This is a genomic window from Micromonospora rifamycinica (assembly GCF_900090265.1).
Lineage (GTDB): Bacteria > Actinomycetota > Actinomycetes > Mycobacteriales > Micromonosporaceae > Micromonospora > Micromonospora rifamycinica.
On sequence record NZ_LT607752.1, the window covers coordinates 807,540 to 829,438 of the forward strand.

Annotated in this window: 24 protein-coding genes and 1 riboswitch; of the genes, 21 read left to right on the top strand and 3 right to left on the bottom strand. The window is 73.1% G+C overall.

Annotation, left to right across the window (positions count from 1 at the left end; all coding sequences use genetic code 11):
• Position 1: 1 nt before the first annotated feature.
• The 3 genes from selB (at position 2) to GA0070623_RS03395 (ending at position 2,330) form a co-directional block, all read left to right on the top strand.
• Positions 2 to 1,759 (top strand): selenocysteine-specific translation elongation factor, encoded by a 1,758-nt coding sequence (gene selB, locus GA0070623_RS03385; RefSeq protein WP_067313119.1) that lies wholly within the window; start codon positions 2 to 4, stop codon positions 1,757 to 1,759.
• Between the two features lie 73 nt (positions 1,760 to 1,832).
• A complete protein-coding gene (locus tag GA0070623_RS03390) occupies positions 1,833 to 2,030 on the top strand; it encodes a hypothetical protein (protein ID WP_067313116.1) in 198 nt (65 codons plus the stop codon).
• A 141-nt stretch (positions 2,031 to 2,171) separates the two neighbouring features.
• Positions 2,172 to 2,330 carry an amidophosphoribosyltransferase gene (locus tag GA0070623_RS03395; protein WP_067313147.1) on the top strand — a complete coding sequence of 53 codons (159 nt, stop codon included), beginning with the start codon at positions 2,172 to 2,174 and terminating at the stop codon, positions 2,328 to 2,330.
• Positions 2,331 to 2,355: 25 nt separating this feature from the next.
• On the opposite strand, the gene GA0070623_RS03400 is transcribed toward GA0070623_RS03395, so the two are convergent.
• Positions 2,356 to 3,012 (bottom strand): hypothetical protein, encoded by a 657-nt coding sequence (locus tag GA0070623_RS03400; protein ID WP_067313142.1) that lies wholly within the window; start codon positions 3,010 to 3,012, stop codon positions 2,356 to 2,358.
• Between the two features lie 136 nt (positions 3,013 to 3,148).
• Between GA0070623_RS03400 and GA0070623_RS03405 the strand changes: the two genes are divergently transcribed.
• A complete protein-coding gene (locus GA0070623_RS03405; RefSeq protein WP_067313114.1) occupies positions 3,149 to 3,349 on the top strand; it encodes a hypothetical protein in 201 nt (66 codons plus the stop codon).
• Positions 3,350 to 3,495: 146 nt separating this feature from the next.
• Here GA0070623_RS03405 and GA0070623_RS03410 read toward each other — a convergent pair whose 3' ends face one another.
• Positions 3,496 to 4,413, bottom strand: coding sequence for a universal stress protein (locus GA0070623_RS03410; RefSeq protein ID WP_067311547.1), 918 nt, complete (start codon positions 4,411 to 4,413; stop codon positions 3,496 to 3,498).
• Between the two features lie 193 nt (positions 4,414 to 4,606).
• On the opposite strand from GA0070623_RS03410, the gene GA0070623_RS03415 reads away from it, so the two are divergent.
• From GA0070623_RS03415 to gcvP, 16 genes are all read left to right on the top strand, one after another.
• Entirely contained in the window at positions 4,607 to 5,773 is a 1,167-nt protein-coding gene (locus GA0070623_RS03415) for a PP2C family protein-serine/threonine phosphatase (RefSeq protein WP_067311478.1), read from the top strand.
• Positions 5,774 to 5,820: 47 nt separating this feature from the next.
• Positions 5,821 to 6,291 (top strand): MarR family winged helix-turn-helix transcriptional regulator, encoded by a 471-nt coding sequence (locus GA0070623_RS03420; protein WP_067311480.1) that lies wholly within the window; start codon positions 5,821 to 5,823, stop codon positions 6,289 to 6,291.
• Positions 6,292 to 6,568: 277 nt separating this feature from the next.
• Entirely contained in the window at positions 6,569 to 7,204 is a 636-nt protein-coding gene (locus tag GA0070623_RS03425) for a CDP-alcohol phosphatidyltransferase family protein (protein ID WP_067311483.1), read from the top strand.
• Entirely contained in the window at positions 7,201 to 8,121 is a 921-nt protein-coding gene (locus GA0070623_RS03430) for a DUF881 domain-containing protein (RefSeq protein WP_067311493.1), read from the top strand. Before GA0070623_RS03425 ends, GA0070623_RS03430 begins: the two co-directional genes overlap by 4 nt.
• A complete protein-coding gene (locus GA0070623_RS03435) occupies positions 8,118 to 8,450 on the top strand; it encodes a small basic family protein (protein ID WP_067311500.1) in 333 nt (110 codons plus the stop codon). The genes GA0070623_RS03430 and GA0070623_RS03435 overlap by 4 nt, the downstream gene beginning before the upstream one ends.
• A gap of 9 nt (positions 8,451 to 8,459) precedes the next feature.
• Entirely contained in the window at positions 8,460 to 9,416 is a 957-nt protein-coding gene (locus GA0070623_RS03440) for a DUF881 domain-containing protein (protein ID WP_067311503.1), read from the top strand.
• A gap of 54 nt (positions 9,417 to 9,470) precedes the next feature.
• A complete protein-coding gene (gene gcvH, locus GA0070623_RS03445; protein ID WP_067311550.1) occupies positions 9,471 to 9,851 on the top strand; it encodes a glycine cleavage system protein GcvH in 381 nt (126 codons plus the stop codon).
• A gap of 221 nt (positions 9,852 to 10,072) precedes the next feature.
• Positions 10,073 to 10,525 (top strand): oxoglutarate dehydrogenase inhibitor Odhl, encoded by a 453-nt coding sequence (gene odhI, locus GA0070623_RS03450; RefSeq protein ID WP_067311506.1) that lies wholly within the window; start codon positions 10,073 to 10,075, stop codon positions 10,523 to 10,525.
• A 50-nt stretch (positions 10,526 to 10,575) separates the two neighbouring features.
• Positions 10,576 to 11,271 carry a transcriptional regulator FtsR gene (gene ftsR, locus GA0070623_RS03455; RefSeq protein WP_172898487.1) on the top strand — a complete coding sequence of 232 codons (696 nt, stop codon included), beginning with the start codon at positions 10,576 to 10,578 and terminating at the stop codon, positions 11,269 to 11,271.
• Between the two features lie 196 nt (positions 11,272 to 11,467).
• The gene (locus tag GA0070623_RS03460) at positions 11,468 to 11,932 is read left to right on the top strand and encodes a bifunctional nuclease family protein (protein WP_067311512.1); all 465 of its coding nucleotides are present in this window, start codon (positions 11,468 to 11,470) and stop codon (positions 11,930 to 11,932) included.
• A gap of 212 nt (positions 11,933 to 12,144) precedes the next feature.
• Positions 12,145 to 12,765 (top strand): MerR family transcriptional regulator, encoded by a 621-nt coding sequence (locus GA0070623_RS03465; protein ID WP_084261445.1) that lies wholly within the window; start codon positions 12,145 to 12,147, stop codon positions 12,763 to 12,765.
• Positions 12,766 to 13,169: 404 nt separating this feature from the next.
• Complete coding sequence (locus GA0070623_RS03470) at positions 13,170 to 14,363, top strand: nitric oxide synthase oxygenase (RefSeq protein ID WP_067311515.1); 1,194 nt, start codon at positions 13,170 to 13,172, stop codon at positions 14,361 to 14,363.
• A 2-nt stretch (positions 14,364 to 14,365) separates the two neighbouring features.
• On the top strand, positions 14,366 to 15,592 hold the full coding sequence (locus GA0070623_RS03475; protein ID WP_067311519.1) for a globin domain-containing protein: 1,227 nt from the start codon (positions 14,366 to 14,368) through the stop codon (positions 15,590 to 15,592).
• Entirely contained in the window at positions 15,589 to 16,218 is a 630-nt protein-coding gene (locus tag GA0070623_RS03480; protein WP_067311522.1) for an SPFH domain-containing protein, read from the top strand. Before GA0070623_RS03475 ends, GA0070623_RS03480 begins: the two co-directional genes overlap by 4 nt.
• A 78-nt stretch (positions 16,219 to 16,296) precedes the next feature.
• On the top strand, positions 16,297 to 17,166 hold the full coding sequence (locus GA0070623_RS03485; protein WP_067311525.1) for an NAD-dependent protein deacetylase: 870 nt from the start codon (positions 16,297 to 16,299) through the stop codon (positions 17,164 to 17,166).
• A gap of 76 nt (positions 17,167 to 17,242) precedes the next feature.
• Positions 17,243 to 17,340: riboswitch (glycine riboswitch) on the top strand.
• A 79-nt stretch (positions 17,341 to 17,419) separates the two neighbouring features.
• Positions 17,420 to 20,242 carry an aminomethyl-transferring glycine dehydrogenase gene (gcvP, locus tag GA0070623_RS03490; protein WP_067311528.1) on the top strand — a complete coding sequence of 941 codons (2,823 nt, stop codon included), beginning with the start codon at positions 17,420 to 17,422 and terminating at the stop codon, positions 20,240 to 20,242.
• Positions 20,243 to 20,370: 128 nt separating this feature from the next.
• Here gcvP and GA0070623_RS03495 read toward each other — a convergent pair whose 3' ends face one another.
• On the bottom strand, positions 20,371 to 20,571 hold the full coding sequence (locus GA0070623_RS03495; RefSeq protein WP_067311530.1) for a DUF5999 family protein: 201 nt from the start codon (positions 20,569 to 20,571) through the stop codon (positions 20,371 to 20,373).
• Positions 20,572 to 20,694: 123 nt separating this feature from the next.
• Between GA0070623_RS03495 and GA0070623_RS03500 the strand changes: the two genes are divergently transcribed.
• Complete coding sequence (locus GA0070623_RS03500; protein ID WP_067311532.1) at positions 20,695 to 21,891, top strand: chorismate-binding protein; 1,197 nt, start codon at positions 20,695 to 20,697, stop codon at positions 21,889 to 21,891.
• Positions 21,892 to 21,899: the final 8 nt, after the last annotated feature.

Consider the following 21,899-nt stretch of genomic DNA (forward strand, 5'->3'; position numbering starts at 1 on the left):
GATGCACGTCGTCGCCACCGCCGGGCACGTGGACCACGGCAAGTCCACCCTGGTCCGGGCGCTGACCGGGATGGAACCGGACCGGTGGGCGGAGGAACGCCGCCGGGGGATGACCATCGACCTCGGCTTCGCCTGGACCACCCTGCCCACCGGCTGCACGATCGCCTTCGTGGACGTCCCGGGGCACGAGCGGTTCGTGCCGAACATGCTGGCCGGGGTGGGGCCGGTGCCGGCGGTGCTGGTCGTGGTGGCCGCCGACGAGGGGTGGATGCCGCAGTCGGCCGAACACCTGGCCGCCCTGCACGCGCTGGGGGTGTCGCACGGCCTGCTGGTGGTGACCCGGGCGGACCTGGCCGACCCCGGACCGGCGACGGCGCAGGCCCGCGCGCACCTCGCGGCGACGTCGCTGGGCACGGTGGAGTCGGTGGCGGTCAGCGCGGTCACCGGCGTCGGCCTGCCGGAGCTGCGGGCCGCCCTGGGCCGGCTGGTCGGCCGGTTGCCCGCGCCGCAGGTCGACCAGCCGGTGCGGCTGTGGATCGACCGGGCGTTCACCATCCGGGGCAGCGGCACGGTGGTCACCGGCACCCTCGGCGGGGGCCGGCTGCGGGTCGGGGACGAGCTGGCACTGGCCACCACCGGCGAGCCGGTCCGGGTCCGGGGCCTGCACCGGCTCGGGGCGGCCGAGCAGCAGGTGACGGCGGTGGCCCGGGTGGCGGTCAACCTGCGCGGGGTGCCCCGGGACCGGCTCGGCCGGGGCGACGCGCTGCTCACCCCGGACGCGTTCGGCCGCACCGACCTGCTCGACGTGCGGTTGGCCGGTGACCCGGCGGCTGAGTTGCCGGCGACGTTGACGCTGCACGTCGGCTCGGCGGCCGTGCCGGCGCGGGTCCGGCCGCTCGGCGGGGACACCCTGCGGCTGCGGTTGGCCCGTCCGCTGCCGCTGCTGGTCGGGGACCGGGCGCTGCTGCGGGATCCGGGCCGGCACCACGTCTGCGGCGGGGTGACCGTGCTGGACGTGGCACCGCCGCCGCTGGCCCGCCGGGGTGCCGCCGCCGCCCGCGCCGCCGTCCTCACCGGCCTGCACGGCCGGCCCGACCTGGCCGGGGAGCTGCGTCGCCGCCGGCTCGTGCGGGCCGGCGAGCTGACCCGGATGGGGGTCACCGGTGACGTCGCCCCGGTCGTCGGGGACTGGCTGGCCGACCCCGGGCACTGGCGGCAGCTCGGCGTCCGGCTGGTCGAGGAGGTGACCGCCTGGGCCGGTGCACATCCCCTGGAGCCCGGAGCCCCGGTGGAGGCGCTGCGGCGACGGCTCGGCCTGCCCGACCGGGCGCTGGTGGAGGCGCTGGTCCGGCCGCCGTTGACGCTGCGCGCCGGCCGGATCGGCGTCGGTGACCTCGGGCTGCCCGAGCCGGTGGCCCGCGCGGTCGACCGGGTCCGCCGCGAGTACGCCGCCCACCCGTTCCGCGCTCCGGAGGCCGACCGGCTCACCGCTCTCGGACTGGGGCCCCGCGAGGTCGGTGCCGCCGTACGGGCCGGCGCGCTGCTGCGGCTGGCGGAGAACGTGGTGCTGCTGCCCGACGCGGCCGACGAGGCGGTACGGGTGCTCGCCCGGCTCCCGCAGCCGTTCACCCTCAGCGCCGCCCGGCAGGCCCTGGACACCACCCGTCGGGTGGCGGTGCCGTTGTTGGAGCTGCTGGACCGGCGGGGGGTGACCCGTCGGCTGCCCGACGACGCCCGCGAGGTGGTCGGGTCGGGCTGACCGGCCCGTCGCCGGTCGCCGGTGCGCTGCCGAACCGCCCTCCCGCCGGCCCCGGGTCGCCTACCGTGACGCCATGGACCCTTCGGCGGTCTGGCGGGACCGGAACCATCGCTGGCGGATCGAGGCCTACCGGGCACCGGACCTGCGGTTCGCCATCTTCGCCACCAACGGCCCCACCGAGAGCGCGCCGCTGTGGTTGTTCGGCATGGCGGCGCTGGCCCGCTGGCTGATGACGCACGCGATCTCCCTGGACGACCTGGAGACCGTCTGACCCGCCGGGTGCGGCGGTGGATCAGTCCCCGGCGGGTCGGCACCCGTCGCCCGGACGGGGGAACCATGTCCGATACGCCTGGTTCCTGATGATTCCGCTCGTACCGTGCGGGACGTGAAGGACCGAGGAGTACGGACGTTCCTGGCGGTGCTCGCCGGCCTGGCGGTGATCTACTTCGGGGTGACCGGTCGTTCCACCGGCGACGGCGGGGTGTCCGGTGGGGTGGTGCTGCTGGCCCTGTTGGCCGCCCTGCTCGTCTGGCACCTGACCAAGCCGGCGGGCAACAAACCGGTCGACTGAGCCGTCCGCGGCCCGGCACGGCAGGTCAGCGGGGCGTCGTGGCCAGCCGGGTCACCTCACCCGCGGACTCCTCGCCGAGCGCCACCCGGACCAGCGCCGACGCCAGCCGCCCGAAGTCCGGCCCGGCGACCAGCCCGGCCAGCCCGTGCGGGTCGGCCGGCAGGCCGAGCCGCTTCGCGCCGGTCAGGGTGCGCCGGTCGGCGTACGGGCGGAGGTCCGACCAGACCGTCTGCGCCTCCCGCAGGAAGATGTCCGCCCCGGTCGGGCCGATGCCGGGGAACTCGGTCAGCCGGCGCCGCAGCGCCGCCGGCTCGCCCCCGGCCTCCCGGTGCAGCCGTCGCAGGTCACCGTGCCAGCGCTCCAGGCACAGCCGGGCCCCGGTGCCCAGCATCGTCGCGGTCCGCTCGTCGTAGCGGCGGTAGTGCCCGCGTCCCAGCGCGTCCACCCGCTCCTGCCAGCCGGCCGCCTCCATCGCCTGCGGGGTACGCCAGCCGGCGGCGAACAGCTCCCGGGCGGCGGCGACCGCGACCCGGGCCCGGATCCGGGTGCTCAGCAACGTGGTGAGCACCAGCAGCTGGTACAGCGGAGCGGGCCGGTCGGCCAGCGTGATGCCGGCCTCCTCGGCGTAGGTGCGGCCCTGCCGGTCCAACAGCGTCCGGGCCACCCGGCGGTCGTCCCCCATCACCTGGTGGTACCCGTCCTGTCGCACCTCAGCCCTGTCCGGTGACGGCAACCCGGGGCCGCATGCGCCCGCCGGTGCCGGGTAACCCGCCGACGGGCGCGGAGCACCGTGCCCGTCGGTCCGGAAGGAGACACCCGTGACGAACGTGCAGCAGCCCGAGATGCGGCGCGACGGGAACAACGCGACCGTGCAGGACAGCAAGGGGCCCGGCGTCGCCGGTCACCCCGCCCACCGGTCCACCTCGCCGGGGGACCGGGGTCGACGGACACCGCGCGGCCAGGCCTCCCCGTACGGTCCGGGCCGGCCGAGCGCCGACGACCACAGCGACCGGGGCTGACCCCCGCCGCCGTGTCGGCGCGGTGCCGACCACCCGACCTGCCGCCCGGCCCGGGGTCGATCCGGGCCGGGCGGCACCCTGCCGGGCCTCGGGTGGGCGACGGGAGCCCCGGTCCGCGGTCGGCCGCCGGGGCGGTGCCCGGCCGGCTACCCGGCCACCGCCGGCCCGGTCCCGTCGCGGCCCGGGCCGGGGGCGCGCACCACCGCGACCGGACAGGCGCTGTGGTGCAGCACCCGGTGGCTGACCGAACCGAGCAGCAGGCCGGCGAGTTCGCCGTGGCCCCGGGCGCCGACCACCACCAGCTGTGCCCGCCGGGACGCCTCGACCAGCGCGGCGACCGGCCGGGCGGGCACCGGCTCCGGGTCCACCGGGACGTCGGGGTGGCGCTCGGCCAGCCCGGCGAGGCTCTCGGCGAGCGCCTGTGCCTCCTCGTCGCGCAGCCGGGCCTCGTCGTACACCAGGGGTTGGATGTCCCCCGGGCGGCGGGTGGCCGGATGGGTGTAGGCGCGCACGGCCCGCAGCCGGACGCCCCGGGCGGACGCCTGCGCGGCGGCGTACTCGACCGCCGCGGGAGAGGCCGCCGAACCGTCGACCCCGACCACCACCGGGCCACCGGCGTGCTCCTCACCCCGGGCGACCAGCACCGGACAGCCGGCGTGTGTGGCGACCTGGATCGCCACCGAGCCGACCAGCAGGGCGGTGAACCCGCCGAGGCCCCGCTCGCCCAGCACGATCGTCGCCGCGGTGGGGGACCGGCCCAGCAGCACCGCGCTGGCCTCACCGTCGATGATCTCACCGGTCACCGGCAGGCCCGGGTCGACCGCCCGTGCGGCGGCCACCGCCTGCTCGACCAGTTTCTCCGCCTGGCGGCGTAGCCCGCCGCCGGGCGGGTTCCCGGCGACCGGGTCGACCGGCACCCGCAGCAGGGGCCAGATGAAGGCGTGCACCACCCGCAGCGGCAGGTGCCGCCGGATCGCCTCCGCCGCGGCCAGCCGGACGGCGCGCAGCGCCGACTCCGAGCCGTCCACGCCCACCACGACCGCCGCGCCGTTCGCCGAGTCCACCCCGTGCACCTCCCGCCTGCGTCAGTATCGCCGCCGGTCGGGGCCGGCGGGCCGATACCGCGACCGGGCACCGGCCAGGGGCGCCGCGGCGGCCGGGGCGGGGCGTGGTCGTCCGGCCCGGCCCCGGACCGGAGCGGGCCGACCGCTCCGTATGATGCTTGCCCTGTAGCAAGAATCTCGGAGGGGAACACACATGCCGGATGCGCTCGCAGCGATGTCGCGTGCGCTACGTGAGGCGGCACCGGACCGACTGGTGGAGGCCGTCGACCGGGCCCTGCGGTCCGTGCTCGCCGCCGTGCGGGTCGACGTCTTCCTGGCCGACTACCGGATCAGCGGGCTGTGGTCGGTGCTCGACCCGGAGTTGTCGGCCGGTTCCCTCAGCGGCCAGGGTGGCGCACCGCGCTGCTTCAGCAGCCAGCAACCGGTCCTCGACCCGCACGACGGCGGACACTGCCGGGTGTGGGTGCCGCTGACCGTCTGGGGCGAGCGGCTCGGGGTCCTCCTGGTCGAGCTGACCGACACCCCGGACCGCCCGACCCAGGACGTGCTCGCCGACCTGGCCGTCGACCTGGCCACCACGTTGCGGGCGGCCGACCGGGAGACCGACCGGTACCGCCGCACCCGCCGTCGGGAACGGCTGAGCATGGCCGCCGAGATGCAGTGGGACCTGCTGCCGGGGCGCAGCGTCACCGACGAGGCCTTCCTGCTGGCCGGGCAGCTCGAGCCGGCGTACAGCGTCGGCGGTGACCACTTCGACTGGTCGGTCGATCCCGGGCGGCTCACCCTCACCGTCCTCAACGGGGCCGGCACGGGGCTGGCCGCCGCGATGCTCACCGCGCTCACCGTCAACGCCATCCGCAACGCGCGGCGTTCGGGCGGTGGCCTGGTGGAGCAGGCCGAACTGGCCTCGGACACGCTGTTCTACCAGCACCGGGGGGACCGGCACGTGGCCACGTTGCTGCTGTCGGTGGACACCGCCACCGGTCGGGCCCGGGCGGTGGACGCCGGTTCGCCGCGCGTACTGCGGTTGCGGGGGACCACCGTGCAGCGGATCGCCCTGGAGCAGCAGCTGCCGCTGGGCATGTTCGCCGAGACCCGGTACACCGTGCAGGAGTTCGACCTGCTGCCCGGCGACCGCCTCTTCGTGGTCAGCGACGGCGTGTACGACGCACGACCCGGTGGCCAGGAGGCCTACGGTGAGCGGACGATGGCCCGGGCGATGCGCTCGACGCGGTTGCAACCGGCGCCGGAAGCGGTTGGTACGGTGATGCGCGAGCTGTTCGCATATCATGCCGACACCGATCTCCGTGACGATGCCGTCGTCGTGTGCCTGGACTGGTGCGGGCGGCGCGAACGATGATCGGCCGTCAGCGACACACGACAGCGGAGAATCGCGGGGGACAGCGGGTGGATCGACCTCCGAATCTTGCCGTGGCGATCGAGGCCGCGGCCGAGGCCTTCGTCGGTGTGCTCGATTCCGCGACCTCGCGTCACCAGGTGACGGTGCCGCCGACCCAGCTACGGGTGCTCGCGTTGATCAGGGACCGGCCGGAGACGAACGTCAACGGGCTGGCTGAGCTGCTGGACGTGGTGCCGTCGTCGGCGAGTCGGCTCTGCGACCGGCTGGAGGCCACCGGCCTGCTGCGCCGTACCCCCGATCCGCGGGACCGGCGTGAGGTGCGGTTGGTGCTCACCGCCGCGGCGGTGACCCTGCTGGGGGAGGTCCGGGAGCGGCGGCACCGGGCGGTGCAGGAGGTGCTGGACCGGATGCCGCCGCGCGCCCAGCACGAGCTGCTGCTGGCGCTGCTGGCGTTCGGTCAGGCGGCGGCGTCGGGGACCTCGCCTTCACCGGCCGACACGGCGGCGCGCACCGCGTGAGCCGTACCGGGCGACGGCTCCACTAGTGTCCTAGGATGCCTTAACGGTGGTGACCCACCGCACAACACGCCCGGACACCCGGAACCCGCGCACCCCACCGGGCACCGGAAAGCGCCCGATATAGTGGCTGCCGGTCCGGGCCGTCGACCACCCGGACCACATCAGGGGGAGGTCCCGGCCCGGGATCACCGAGACGCCGGCACCCGCCGGTCCGGTAGCGCACGACTGACCGTGGTGCCCGAGCGGGCACCGGCAGCGTGCTGCGGAGGGAGGTTCGGTGTCGCGTCGGCCGGCTCGGGCGGCACGTCCGCGTGCGGTGGACGGTGCCGTGACCGCCACGGACCGGGTGCTCACGCTGCCGAACCTGATCAGCTTCGTCCGGCTGCTCGGCGTACCCGTGTTCCTCTGGCTGTTCCTGGTCGTGGAGGCGGACGTGGCGGCGATCGTGGTGCTCGCCGCCGGCGGCACCTCCGACTGGGTGGACGGGTGGATCGCCCGCCGGCTCGGCCAGGTCAGCCGGCTCGGTGAGCTGCTCGACCCGCTGGCCGACCGGCTCTATATCCTCGCCACGCTGCTCGCCTTCACCGCCCGCGAGGTGGTGCCGTGGCAGTTCACGGCGGCGCTACTGGCCCGGGAGCTGCTGCTGCTCGGCTCGTTGGGGGTGCTGCGCCGGTACGGTTACGGCCCGCCGCCGGTGCACTACGTCGGCAAGACCGCGACCTTCCTGATCCTGGCCGCCTTCCCGGTGCTGCTGCTGGCGGCGGCCACCACGTCGGTGACGGCGACGACCGCCGGGGCGGTCGGCTGGGGGCTGGCCTGGTGGGGTCTGGTGCTCTACTGGGTGGCCGGCGCGATGTACGTGGTGCAGGCGACCCGGCTGGTGCGTGCGGTGCGGCCGGGAGCCGCCACGTGAGCGCGCCGAAGGACGGGTCGAAGCCGCCGGTGCGGTTGTTCACCCCGGACTTCCTCACCGAGCTGTTCCAGAACCCGCTGGATCCGGGCTACGCCGACGCGGCGGCCCGGCGGCGGGAGACCCCTGCGGCGACCGGGTGGCGGGGCGCCTCCGCGCGGGCGGTGGCGGTCGTGGTGGTGGCCGCGGTGGGTTTCCTGTTCGCGGTGGCGTACCGGGAGACGATGGCCGACGAGCCGAGCCGGAGTCAGGCGCGGGCCGCGTTGGTCACGCAGATCAAGCAGCGGGAGGCGGAGACCGACGCGATGACCGCGCGGGCCGGACGGCTGCGCGAGGAGGTCGGTCGGCAGCGGGACGCGGCGTTGAGCGGCTCGCAGGCGGCCCGGTTGCGCAACCTGGAGGCCGGTACGGGGCTCGGCCGGGTGCGGGGTGACGGGGTGGTGGTGCGGTTGGCCGACGCGCCCGCGTCGGACGACGGTGCGGTGGGCGGCGATTCGGGGGCCGGACCGTCGCGGGTGATCTACTCGGATCTGCAGAAGATCGCGAACGACCTGTGGGCCGCGGGCGCGGAGGCGATCTCGATCAACGGCCAGCGGTTGACGGCGACGTCGACGATCCGCTCGGCGGGGGCGGCGATCCTGGTGGACTTCCGTCCGGTGACGAGCCCGTACGAGGTGTCGGCGATCGGGCCGCGGTCGTTGCGGGACCGGTTCGACGACAGTCGGTCGGCGTATCTGATGCGTCGGGTGGCCCGGGACACCGGGCTGTCGTTCGAGGTCCGCGAGGTGGACGACCTCACGCTGCCGGCCGCTCCGGAGCCGCGGCTACGCTACGCGGAGCCGTCGGTCAGTCCGAGTCCGTCGCCGGCGGGTCCGGGTTCGTCCGGTCCGTCTTCCAGCCCCTCCGGAGGTGTCCGATGATCGCCGTGTTGGCGTTGCTCGCCGGTGTGGTGCTGGGGATCTACCTGGATCCGACGGTGCCGGCGGCGTTGCAGCCGTATCTGCCGATCGCGGTGGTGGCCGCGCTCGACGCGGTGTTCGGTGGGGTGCGGGCGAAGTTGGACCGGATCTTCGACGACAAGCAGTTCGTGGTGTCGTTCATCTCGAACGTGCTGGTGGCCGGGTTGATCGTGTATCTGGGTGACCAGTTGGGGGTGGGTGGCCAGTTGTCCACGGGGGTGGTGGTCGTGTTGGGTGTGCGGATCTTCGGAAACGTGGCGGCGATCCGCCGGCACCTGTTCCGGGCGTAGGTTGGTGGCGTGAGCGACGAGCATCGGGAGACGGGTACCGGGTGGCCGCAGCCGGCGGTGCCGGTGCCGGCGGGTGAGCCGGATCCGCGTCCGGACGCGCCGGACGCGGACGAGTTGAGTCCGTTGGTGCCGGACGCGCCGTCGTCGGACGTTCCGGTGGAGTCCGGTGACGACGACGGCGCGACGGTGAATCTGGCGGAGGTGGCGTCGCCGTCCGGGGAGGGTGCGGCGGGTTCCGGGGTGTCGCCGGCCGGGTCGGGGGTCGCGGGTCGGCGGGTGTCCTCGGCGACGGTGATGATCGCGGCGTTGTTGGCGTTGCTGGGTTTCACGTTGGTGGTGCAGTTGAAGACCACCTCGACGGATCCGACGCTGGCGGCGACCCGGCAGGAGGACCTGGTGCGGATCTTCTCGGATCTGGATTCCCGGGAGAAGCGGCTGCAGCAGGACATCGAGGCGCTGGAGGACAGCCAGCGGCAGTTGCGTTCGGGGGAGCAGGGTCGGCAGGCGGCGTTGGAGGAGGCGACGAAGCGGGCCGACGAGTTGGGCATCCTGGCGGGGACGTTGCCGGCGCGGGGGCCGGGTCTGGCGGTGCGGTTCGAGCCGGGCGGTAAGCCGATCCGGGCGGACCGGGTGTTGGACGCGGTGCAGGAGTTGCGGGGTGCGGGCGCGGAGGCGATGCAGATCTCGGGTGGGGATCGGGCGTCGGCGCGGATCATCGCGTCGACGTACTTCCTGGACGGGCCGGGGGACGTGTTGGTGGTGGACGGGCGGGCGTTGACGGGTCCGTTCACGATCACGGTGATCGGGGATCCGGAGACGATGCGTACCGCGTTGAACATTCCGGGCGGGGTGGCCGCATCGGTTCGCGGTGACGGCGGTAACGTGAGCGTCGAGGATCGTGAGGTTGCCGAGGTTTCGGCGCTGCACGCGCCGTTGAAGCTGGAACACGCCCGTCCGGTCTCCTGACCGGCGCGGCCGCGCCGGGTGGTCCCGGTGCACCGATGGATGAGGGACGCGCTGGTGATTCCTGAGGATCTGCGTTACACCGCCGAGCACGAGTGGGTGGTGGGTGTCGAGGGTGGCACCGTCCGGGTCGGTATCACCCATTTCGCGCAGGATGCGCTGGGTGACATCGTGTTCGTCCAGCTGCCGGACTCCGGTGCGGTGGTGGCGGCCGGTGAGTCGTTGGGTGAGATCGAGTCGACCAAGAGCGTGTCGGAGATCTACGCGCCGGTGGGTGGCACGGTGACGGCGCGGAACGAGGCGTTGGGTGATTCACCTGAGGTGATCAATTCGGATCCGTACGGCGCCGGCTGGTTGGTGGAGATAGCGCCGGCGGATCCGGCGGCGGTGGAGGGTTTGTTGTCCGCTGACGCGTACCGTGAGCTCACCGAGAGCTGAGTGGTGTCGTGCCGGGCGCGGGTGATGTTCTCCGCGCGTCCGGTTGCCCTGCATTTCGGCGCTGGCTAGGCTCGCCCAGTCGACCGAGAACCCCAAAATGGTTGTGCGTCGGGTGATTGCCTACCTGGGCACGGGGAGCCAGCCGCCGGGTGTGTGTTCTGCCCGGCGGCCATACCCGCCGTCTTCCTGACGCTGACCGAACTGATCCGTGAGGTGGTCCCATGACGCGCCCAGGCGACGAGTTCCCCCCGCTCGACGTCACTTCGACGCTCAATCTCGGTTCGCTGGACGAAGTGCTGGAGGGTCCGGACACCGATGTGGTGCCGAGTCGGATGTCCGGCTCGCTGCCGCCGGGTATGGCGCTGCTGGTGGTTCGTCGGGGCCCGAATGCGGGTGCCCGGTTCCTGTTGGACCACGATGTGACGACGAGTGGACGGCATCCGGACAGCGACATCTTCCTCGATGATGTGACGGTGTCCCGGCGGCATGCGGAGTTCCATCGGGATTCGGGGACGTTCACGGTGCGGGACGTGGGGAGCCTGAACGGCACCTACGTGAACCGGGAGCGGGTCGAGGCGGCCACGTTGAGCAATGGCGACGAGGTGCAGATCGGTAAGTTCCGGGTGGTCTTCATCGCCGGTCCTCGCCCGGAGGAGGAGGCCGGCCGGGGGTGAACGAGCCTGCGGCCTCCATGCCGTCCGGGGCGGCCCGGTCGCACCCGCTGATGAGTATCGGTGAGGTGTTGGGTCAGCTGCGGGTGGAGTTTCCGGACGTGACGATTTCGAAGCTGCGGTTCCTTGAGGCCGAGGGCCTGGTGGAGCCGCAGCGGACGGCGGCGGGTTACCGGAAGTACAGCTGGGACGACGTGGCCCGGTTGCGGTTCGTGCTGACGGCGCAGCGGGACCAGTATCTGCCGTTGCGGGTGATCCGTGAGCAGTTGGCGCAGTGGGACGGTGACGACGGGGCGTCGGGGCGTCAGCGGCCGACGTTGGTGGCGGTGGGTCCTGGTGGTGAGGTGCCGGGCCGGTCGGTGGAGGAGCCTGAGTCGCCGGTGCGGCTCGGGCGGGCCGATCTGGTGGCGCGGAGCGGGATCGCCGAGGCGACGTTGGGTGAGCTGGAGCGGTTGGGTGTGTTGGTGCCGGATCCGCCGGGGTGGTACGACGCGGATGCGTTGATCATCGCGCAGGCGGTGGCGGGGTTGGCGGCGTACGGGTTGGAGCCTCGGCATCTGCGGGGTTACCGGTCGTCGGCGGATCGTGAGATCGGTCTGTTTGCGCAGTTGGTGGCGCCGTTGGCGCGGCAGTCGGATCCGGCGGCGCGGGCGCGGGCGGCGGAGACGGCGCGGGAGTTGGTGGCGTTGTCGCAGCAGTTGCATGCGGCGTTGGTGCGGGTGGGGTTGCGGTCGACGTTGGGTCGGTGAGGGTGGCCCCCGGGTGCCGGCGGTGTGGTGTGTGCGGAAGGTTCTGCCCCGGGAAGCGTGTCGTACGCTTGCCGGGGTAACCCTTCTGCGGCGCGGTTGCTGTGCTGGTGCGGGTGGGGCGGCCGGGTCGAGGTCCGTGTACCGTGCAGGGACAGGGCGCGGTGCGGGTGTAGGTGACAACGACACGGAGGCGGCGGTGCGCGAGCTGAGCGTGGTCGGGGTTCGGGTGGAGTTGCCCAGCAACCAGCCGATCGTCCTGCTCAGGGAGGTCGAGGGTGACCGCTATCTGCCGATCTGGATCGGTGCGGTGGAAGCCACGGCGATCGCCTACGAGCAGCAGGGGGTCAAGCCGGCCCGGCCGTTGACGCATGATCTGTTGCGGGACGTGCTGGCGGCGTTGAAGGCGCCGTTGCAGGCGGTGGAGATCACCGAGTTGAAGGAGAACGTCTTCTACGCTGATCTGTTGCTGGGTGACGGGGTGCGGGTGTCCGCCCGGCCGAGTGATTCGATCGCGTTGGCGTTGCGGGTGGGTGCGCCTATTCGTTGTGCGGAGCAGGTCCTCGGTGAGGCGGGGATCGTGATTCCCGACGAGCAGGAGGACGAGGTGGAGAAGTTCCGGGAGTTCCTGGAGCAGGTGCGTCCGGAGGATTTCGCCGGCTGATCGTGGGCCTGGTGTGGGTGCCGTGGTGGCGGTGCCGGTGGTGTGGTGTGTCGTCGCCCCGTGCCGGCCGGGGCGACCCGGGCCGCTCGTCGCGCGGCGTGTCGCGGCGGTTTCTCCGTGGTAACCCCTTGGTGCGGCGTTAGTGTTGCCGTGTCGAGGGGTGCACGTCGTGGGAAACGGTGTGTCGCCGCACTGACGGGGAGGTTGTCGGGATGCACGAGCCGCGGGATCCTGAGCCAGTTGTGGAGCGGGGCGAGTCGTCGGTGGGGTCGTCGTCGGTGCCGGTGGACGGTGATGGTGCGGTCGGCTACCGGGGCGTGACGGCGTGTCATGCGGTGGGGATCAGTTACCGTCAGTTGGACTATTGGGCGCGGACGACGCTGGTGGTGCCGAGTGTGCGGGACGCGTCGGGTTCGGGGACGTCGCGTCTGTACTCGTTCCGGGACCTGGTGGTGTTGAAGGTCGTCAAGCGGTTGTTGGATGCCGGTGTGTCGTTGCAGAACATCCGTAAGGCGATCGAGGCGTTGCGGTCGCGGGGGGTGGAGGACCTGGCGGGGATCACGCTGATCTCGGACGGGACGACGGTGTACGAGTGCCGGTCTCCGGAGGAGGTGGTCGACCTGTTGCAGGGGGGCCAGGGGGTGTTCGGGATCGCGATCGGTGGGGCGTTCAAGGAGATCCAGGGTTCGTTGTCGCATCTGCCGGCGGAGCCGGCGGTGGCTGGTGGTGGGGTGGCGGCTTCCGAGGGGGTGGAGGGGGCTGCGGAGGGTCCGTCGTCCGGTGTGGTGGGTGACGAGTTGGCGGCGCGGCGGGCGCGGCGTAGAGCGGGTTGATCGGGGTGGGTGGGACGCCGCGGCCGGATTCCGGCCGCGGCGCTGTCGTCTGCGGGTACTGACAGGTGTCGTATCGACGTGCGTCGTGACCTGGGCAGTTGTTGTCGGGTCGGCGGGTGGATGGTTGTCCAGGATGGACGTTTACGGTGCGGTTCGTGGTGTTGACAGCGGTGGTGGTGCCAGGAATCCTGTCCAGGGCGATCACCTAGGACACCGGTCGGTCACGGTGAGTGACTGTTGGTGGTGGCGTCGAGCTGATGCGTGGACCATGGTGCGGGGATCGCAGCCGCGGTCGCGCCGAGGACGGGAAACGAACCGAAGTGCACACTGATCACTATGTCGGCCTGGGCTCCGGGCGGGTCGGCGGTGCCGTCGCCGAGCACGCTGTCGGGCCACGTTGTCCGGTGACCGCCCCGCCGCCTCCGGGTGAGCCGGCCGGTACCGGTGCGGACGTGGCGGCGGAGGCGGTGGAGTTCCTCGACGCGTTCCACGCCGAGCAGCGGGTGCCGGGGTTGGCGGCGCGGCTGGCGGAGGTGCGTGAGGAGATCGCGTTGACCGGTTCGTACCGGCACACGCGGGAGGAGCTGGTGTACGGGGCGCGGGTGGCGTGGCGGCAGTCGGCGCGGTGTGTCGGGCGGGTGCGGTGGGCGGGGTTGCGGGTCCGGGACCGTCGGCACGTGACGACGGCGGCGGGTATCGCGGAGGAGTTGGCGGCGCATCTGGCGGCGGGGGACAACGGTGGCCGGATCCAGTCGGTGATCACGGTGTTCGCGCCGGACCGGCCGGGGGTGGGGCCGAGGGCGCGGATCTGGAACGACCAGTTGGTGCGGTACTGCGGTCATCCGCGGGGTGACGGGTCGGTGTTGGGGGATCCGGGGCAGGTGGGGATGGTCCTGGCGGCGCGGCGGTTGGGGTGGCGTCCGCCGCCGGTGCCGGGGCGGTTCGACCTGGTGCCGTGGGTGATCGAGACGGCGCACGAGTCGCCGACGGTGTGGGAGGTGCCGCGGGAGCTGGTGCGGGAGGTGGCGTTGAGCCATCCGGACCATCCGTGGTTCGCGGACCTGATGCTGCGGTGGCATGCGTTGCCGGTGATCAGTAACATGCGTCTGCGTATCGGCGGGGTCGACTACAGTTGCGCGCCGTTCAACGGTCACTATCTGGGTGACGAGATCGGCACCCGCAACATGGGCGACCGGGACCGCTACGACCAGTTGCCGGTGGTGGCGGCGGGGTTGGGGTTGGACACGTCGCGGGAGGACACCCTCTGGCGGGAGCATGCGGCGTTGGTGTTGAACCAGGCGGTGCTGCACTCGTTCCGGGTGGCGGGGGTGCGGGTGTCCGATCCGCACACCGAGTCGGAGTTGTTCATGAAGTTCTGTGCGCAGGAGGAGCGGGCGGGTCGGCCGGTGCACGGTGACTGGTCGTGGCTCAACGGCAGTGTGGGGTGGGCGGCGTTGCACGCGGTGCACCATCGCTACTACGACACCCGGGTTCCGAATCCGAATCTCTGGCAGACTGACCGCGCGTACGAACCGGATGGTGTGGTGGAGATGACGTTGCGTGAGCGTCACGCCCTGGCCCGCGCGCAGGAGGACTGAGGATGGACAGCGCGGCGTTGCGCCAGAGTTGGGGCCAGTTCTCCGCTGCCGGCCCGGAGGCGGCGAAGTATTTCTATGCCACGTTGTTCGTGGTGGCGCCGGAGGCGCGGTCGATGTTCCCGACGAACATGCAGTACCAGGAGGACAAGCTTCTGGCGGCGTTGGGGCACATCATCACCAGTTTGGACGATCCGGAGGCGTTGGCGGTGTTCGCGCAGCGGTTGGGCGCCGACCATCGTCGGTTCCACGGTCGGGACCAGCGGGGCCATCCGGTGGTGCTGGGGGAGCGGCATTACATCTGGGTGGGTCAGGCGTTGCTGGCGACGTTGGAGCGGTTCCTCGGCCCGTACTTCACGCCGGCGTTGCGGGCGCAGTGGGCGGCGGCGTACGAGCTGGTGGCGAAGCTGATGCTGGAGGGTGCGGCGGAGGCGGAGCGGACGTCGCCGCCGCACTGGGAGGCGGAGGTGTTGACGGCGGAGCGGCGGCGGGCCGACATCGTGGTGTTCACGGTGCGTCCGAACTACCTGTGCGCGTACCGGCCGGGTCAGTCGTTGCCGGTGCAGGTGCCGCAGTTGCGGACCTGGCGGTACCTGTCGCCGGCGAACGCGCCGCGGGCGGACGGGACGATCGAGTTCCACGTGCGGGCGACGGGGCGGTTCTCCACGCATCTGGTGCGCCGGTTGCGGGCGGGTGAGTCGTTGTTGTTGGGGCATCCGACGGGGACGGCGTTGGCGTCGTACGACCGGGCGCCGCAGTCGCCGTTGTTGTTGATCGCCGGGGGGACGGGGTTGGCGCCGTTGCGGGCGGTGGCGGAGGCGGTGCAGCAGGGTACGGGGCGGCGTACGACGTTGGTGGTGGGCGGGCGGACCCCGGACGATCTGTATGACGAGCCGGCGTTGTCGCGGTTGGTGGCGATGCCGGCGGCGGGTGGGCACGGTGGTGGGGCGGGGTGGTTGCGGTATGTGCCGACGGTGGAGTCGGGGTGGGGGTGGCGGGGTGCGGTGGGGCGGGCCGGTGACACGGCCCTGCGGTTGGGGCCGTGGGCGGATACGGAGGTCCTGGTGTGTGGGAGTCCGGAGATGACCCGGGAGACGGTGACGATGCTGGTCCGGTCGGGTGTGGAGCCGGATCGGATTCTGACGGAGAGCTATGACCATTCGCGGTATCCGCCGTTGGCGGAGGCCGCGGCGGGTGTGGTGCGTGACTTCAGTGGGACGGGTGCGCGGTGAGCGGGGATCGGGCCGGTGTCGAGCCGGGTGAGGTGGCCCGTCAGTTGGCGGTGTTGGAGGAGCGGCGGTTCCGGGGTAGTCACTGGTTGTCCGCGGACGAGGTGGCGTCGGTGGTGCGGTCGGCGGATGACCGGATCGGGGTGTTGACGGCGGAGCTGGAGCGGCAGCGGCGGGAGAACCAGGGGCTGCTGAGTCAGGTGGAGATGCTGCGGCACGGGACGTTGCCGAGCAGTGCGCCGCAGGGGCCGGATCCGATGACGGTCGAGTTGGCGATGCGGGCGCAGGACGAGGCGAACCGGACGGTCGGTGAGGCCAGCGCGGAGGGTGCGGAGATCATCGCCGATGCGCGTCGGCAGGCGGAGGAGATCGTGGCGGAGGCGCACCGGCGGGCCGCGGCGGTGGGCGGGTCGGGTGTGGTGTCGGCTGGTGCCGGGTCGTCGGAGTTGGCCGGGCAGTTGCAGGCGTTGGAGGAGCGGCATGCGGCGGCGTTGGCGGCGGTGGCGGCGGCGCAGCAGCAGTTGAACCGGTGGCAGGCGTACCTGTCGGCGCAGTCGGAGCAGTTGCGGGCGGACGCGGCGGCGGCGGGTGGGGTGAGCGCCCAGTTGCGGGTGGTGCTGGGCGGTTGACCGGTCGTCGGGTCGCGGGTTGGCGGGTCTGACGGTGGTGGTTCGCCGTCGGGGCGGTGGCCGAGGCAGCATGGACGGGTGACAGAGACGATCGACGCGTTGGCCGCCCTGGTTGCCGCCGGTGGGGTGGTGGTGCTCAGCGGGGCGGGGTTGTCCACCGAGTCGGGTATTCCCGACTACCGGGGGCCGACCGGGGTGGCCCGTCGGCACACTCCGATGACGTACCAGACGTTCACCCGTTCGGCGGTGGCCCGGCGGCGGTACTGGGCGCGGAGCCATCTGGGGTGGCGCACGATCGCGCGGGCCGTCCCGAACGACGGGCACCGGGCGGTGGCCCGGCTCCAGGCGGCCGGGCTGGTCGACGGGGTGATCACCCAGAACGTCGACGGTCTGCACACGGCGGCGGGTAGCCGGGGGGTGGTGGAGCTGCACGGCCGCCTCGACGCGGTGGTGTGCCTGGACTGCGGTGACCGTACCGCGCGGGGGGAGCTGGACCGGCGGCTGGCGGCGGCGAATCCGGGTTTCGCCGCGCCCGTGGGGGCGGTGCGGCCGGACGGTGACGTGGATCTCGACGACGACGGGGTGGCCGGGTTCCGTCCGGTCGACTGCGGGTCGTGCGGGGGGATGCTGAAGCCCGACGTGGTGTTCTTCGGGGAGACGGTGCCGGCGGACCGGGTGTCGCGGTGTTTCGGGATGGTCGAGCAGGCCCGGTCGTTGCTGGTGGTGGGGTCGTCGCTGACGGTGCTGTCGGGGCGGCGGTTCGTGGTGCGGGCGGCGCGGCGGGGCATTCCGGTGGTGATCGCCAACCAGGGTGTCACCCGGGGTGACGGTTATGCGGCGCTGCGGGTGGACGCCCCGTTGGGGCGGGTGCTGCCGGCCCTGGCGGACCGGGTCGCCGCCGTCGGGCCGGGGCCTGCGGTGTCGGCGGCGGGTCCGGTGGCGTGCTGACCCGTCGTTCCCGGGGCCGGGCGGGGGTACGACATCCGCCGGTAACAGCGACGCTGGTAGCGTTGACCATGCCGACACCACCCGCGCGGGAGAGATCGCCCAGCAGTATCCGGGCGGCGCCGAAGGGGCAGATTCTCCCCGGAACCTCTCAGGCAGAAGGACCGCGACGGGCAGGCACTGTGGAGCGCCCTGCGGCGTGACTCAGGGGGAGGCCGATCCGTCGACCTCGCCCCCTGGAGTCTGGAGCGCACGCATGACCGTAGAGCAGTTCGCCGACCGGCACGTCGGTCCCGGCCCGGACGACGAGCGCCGTATGTTGGAGGTCGTCGGGTACGGCTCCGTGGACGAGCTGATGGACGCGGCGATCCCCGAGGTGATCCGCTGGCACGGCACCCTGGACCTGCCGGCGCCGGCCAGCGAGCGGGAGGCGATCGCCGAGCTGCGGAGCCTGGCCGCCCGTAACACGGTGGCGGTGTCGATGATCGGCCTGGGTTACCACGGCACCCACACCCCGGCGGTGATCCGCCGGAACGTGTTGGAGAATCCGGCCTGGTACACGGCCTACACCCCGTATCAGCCGGAGATCAGCCAGGGCCGGCTGGAGGCGTTGCTGAACTTCCAGACGATGGTCACCGACCTGACCGGGCTGGCCACGGCGAACGCGTCGATGCTCGACGAGGCGACCGCGGCGGCGGAGGCGATGACCCTGGCGCGGCGGGCGTCGCGCAGCGGCAGCCCGGTGTACGTGGTCGACGCGGACACGTTGCCGCAGACGGTGGCGGTGCTCGCGGGCCGGGCCGAGCCGCTCGGTATCGAGGTGCGGGTGCTCGACCTGGCGGTGCAGGAGCTGCCGGCGGAGTTCTTCGGACTGCACCTGCAGTATCCGGGGGCGTCCGGTGCGGTCCGGGACCATGCGCCGCTGGTGGACGCCGCGCACGCGGTCGGGGCGTTGGTGACGGTGGCGGCGGACCTGTTGGCGTTGACGCTGTTGCGGGCGCCGGGGCGGATCGGGGTGGACATCGCGGCGGGCACCACCCAGCGGTTCGGGGTGCCGATGGGCTTCGGTGGTCCGCACGCCGGGTACCTGGCGGTGCGGGCCGGTCTGGAGCGGATGCTGCCGGGCCGGCTGGTCGGGGTGTCGCGGGACGCGGCCGGTCAGCCGGCGTTCCGGTTGGCGTTGCAGACCCGGGAGCAGCACATCCGGCGGGAGAAGGCGACCAGCAACATCTGCACGGCGCAGGTGCTGCTGGCGGTGATGGCCGGCATGTACGCCGTCTATCACGGGCCGGAGGGGTTGCGGCGGATCGCCGGGCGTACCCGTGGGATGGCGGTGCGGCTCGCGGCCGGGCTGCGTGCCGGCGGCGTCGAGGTCGCGGACGTGGCGTTCTTCGACACCGTGACGGCGGTGGTGCCCGGTGGGGCGGCGGCGGTGGTGGCGGCGGCGCGGGAGCGGGGGGTGAACCTGCGGCTGGTGGACGCCGACCGGGTGGGGGTGTCGTGTGACGAGACGACGACGGTGGCGCACCTGGAGGTGGTGTGGGCGGCGTTCGGGGTCGACCCGGTCGTCGGGGACGTCGCGGTGGAGCTGCCGGCGGGGTTGGCGCGGGACACCGCTTTCCTGACCCATCCGGTGTTCCGCAGTCACCATTCGGAGACGGCGATGCTGCGGTACCTGCGCCGGTTGGCGGACTTCGACTACGCCCTGGACCGGGGGATGATCCCGTTGGGGTCGTGCACGATGAAGCTCAACGCGACCACCGAGATGGAGCCGGTGAGCTGGCCGGAGTTCGCGCATCTGCACCCGTTCGCCCCGGACGAGCAGACCGTCGGGTACCGGGAGCTGGTCGGGCAGCTGGAGGGTTGGCTGGCGGAGGTGACCGGGTACGACGCGGTCAGTGTGCAGCCCAACGCCGGGTCGCAGGGGGAGTTGGCGGGGTTGCTGGCGATCCGCGCCTACCACCGGGACCGGGGGGACACCCACCGGGACGTGTGTCTGATCCCGTCGTCGGCGCACGGCACGAACGCCGCGTCGGCGGTGATGGCCGGGATGCGGGTGGTGGTGGTCGGCTGTGACGCCGACGGCAACGTCGACCTGGTGGACCTCGACGCGAAGATCGACAAGCACCGGGACGCCCTCGCGGCGATCATGGTGACGTACCCGTCGACGCACGGGGTGTACGAGACGGGCATCGCCTCGTTGTGCGCGAAGGTCCACGACGCCGGTGGTCAGGTGTACGTCGACGGGGCGAACCTCAACGCGCTGGTCGGGTTCGCCAAGCCGGGCCGGTTCGGGGCGGACGTGTCGCACCTGAACCTGCACAAGACGTTCTGCATTCCGCACGGCGGTGGGGGGCCGGGGGTGGGTCCGGTGGCGGTGCGGGCGCACCTGGCGGCGTACCTGCCGGGTGACCCGGGTGGTGAGCGGGTGCCGGGTGCGCCGGCGATCGCGGCGGCCCGTTACGGGTCGGCGGGGATTCTGCCGATCCCGTGGGCGTACCTGCGGATGATGGGCGCGGCGGGGTTGACCCGGGCGACCGGGGTGGCGGTGCTGGCGGCGAACTACGTGGCGGTGCGGCTGCGGGAGCACTTCCCGGTGCTGTACGCCGGCAACAAGGGCCTGGTGGCGCACGAGTGCATCCTGGACCTGCGGCCGCTGTCGAAGGCGACCGGGGTGAGTGTCGACGACGTGGCCAAGCGGCTGATCGACTACGGGTTCCACGCGCCGACGATGTCGTTCCCGGTGGCGGGGACGCTGATGGTGGAGCCGACCGAGAGTGAGGACCTGGCCGAGCTGGACCGGTTCTGCGACGCGATGATCGCGATCCGGGCGGAGATCGACACGGTGGCCTCCGGTGGGTGGCCGGCGGGGGACAACCCGTTGGCCAATGCCCCGCACACGGCGGCGATGGTGTCGGCCGACGAGTGGCCGCACCCCTATCCGAGGTCGGTGGGGGCGTATCCGGGTGGGGTGGACCGGGCGGGGAAGTACTGGCCGCCGGTGCGGCGGGTCGACGGCGCGTACGGCGACCGGAACCTGGTCTGCTCGTGTCCGGCGCCGGAGGCGTTCCAGGACTGAGGCGCGGTGCCGGGGCGGCGGACGTGCCGCCCCGGTGCGGCGACCGGGGGAGGGCAGCTCCCTGCCGGGGGCTAGCCTGGGGTGGCCTGCCCACGCACGGTGAGCAGGTCAGGTGACCCGTCGGTGGGTCAGGCGACGAGCGCGTGCCGGGCGGGCCCGCGGTGCGGGGCGATGGTGCTGCCGTCGGGAAGGAGCTCGCCGGTGTCCTCGAAGACGATGACACCGTTGCAGAGCAGGCTCCAGCCCTGCTCAGGGAAGCAGGCGATGACCCGGGCGGCGTCCCGGTCGGTCGCTTCGGCGGAGGGACAGGTGATCTGGTGCTGGCACATCGGGTTCTCCGGACTGTGGGGGCACTGTGTCATGGTTCACATGACCAGTGACGCACAGTACCAAGGGATCGCGCGTCGGATCGAGCGGGCTTCCGTCATGTCGCCCCGAAATCCGCTGAACGGATGAGCGGCAATGGTCCACCTGGCGTGGAAACGCTCCCAACGGTGGCGGTGGACGTACCGGGAGTGCCGGCCCGCTGCCGCAGCGTGCTCGTCGAACGGGACCGCTACGAGTGGCGCCTCACCGACGGTGGTGATCCGGCCGCGCAGATCGCCGGCTTCCTCACCGCGCACGGTCTACCGGTCGACGACCTGACCCGCCCGGCCACCCACCGCCCCGACGGCCCCTGCGGGGCCGCCCTGTTCGTCTCCGCCGCCGCCGGCGCCCGTATCGCCGGCGCACCCACCGGCCCGCCCAGCCCGGCCCCCCAGCTGCCCGACGTGGCCGTCGTCGTCTACGACCACGCCACCGCCCGCCCCGCCGGTCCCACCCGCCGGGCCGCCGGCCGGCTACGGCTGGCCCCCTGGCGGGACAGCTGGACCACCGGGCAGCACGCCGACGCCGTCCGCACCGTCCGCGCCGCCATCGGCCGCGGCGACGTCTACCAGGTCAACGTGGTCGGTCACGCCGCCGCCGGATACACCGGCGACCCGCGTCCGGCCCTGGCCCGCCTCGCCGGCCTGCCCGGCGCCCGCTACGGCGGCACCCTGCACGGCGACGGCTGGGCGATCGGCTGCGCCTCACCGGAGACCCTGGTCGCGGTGCACGCCGGCCGGGTCGTCACCCGCCCGATCAAGGGCACCCGCCCGGCCACCGCCGCCGGCCGGCGCGACCTGCTCGCCTCGGCCAAGGAACGCGCCGAACACATCATGATCGTCGACCTGGAGCGCAACGACCTCGCCCGGATCGCCCGCACCGGCTCGGTGACCGTCGACGAGCTGTTCGCCGTCCGCCGCTGGTGCGACCTGTGGCAGGCCGAGTCGACGGTGTCCGCCGCGCTCGCCGACGGCACCGGCCTGACCGACCTGCTGCGCGCCACCTGCCCCGGCGGATCGGTCACCGGCGCCCCGAAACAGGCCGCGCTGACCCTGATCGCCGCCGTCGAACCCGTCGGCCGGGGCGCCGGCATGGGCGCGTTCGGCTGGGTCGGCCCCGGCCACCTCGACCTGGGCCTGACCATCCGTACCGCCGCCGCCGACCGCGACCGGCTGCACCTGTGGGCCGGCGGCGGCATCACCTGGGACAGCGACCCCGCCGCCGAGGTCGCCGAGGCCGCGGCCAAGGCCGCCCCGCTGCGCGTCCTGCTCGCCGCCGGCTGACCCCACCG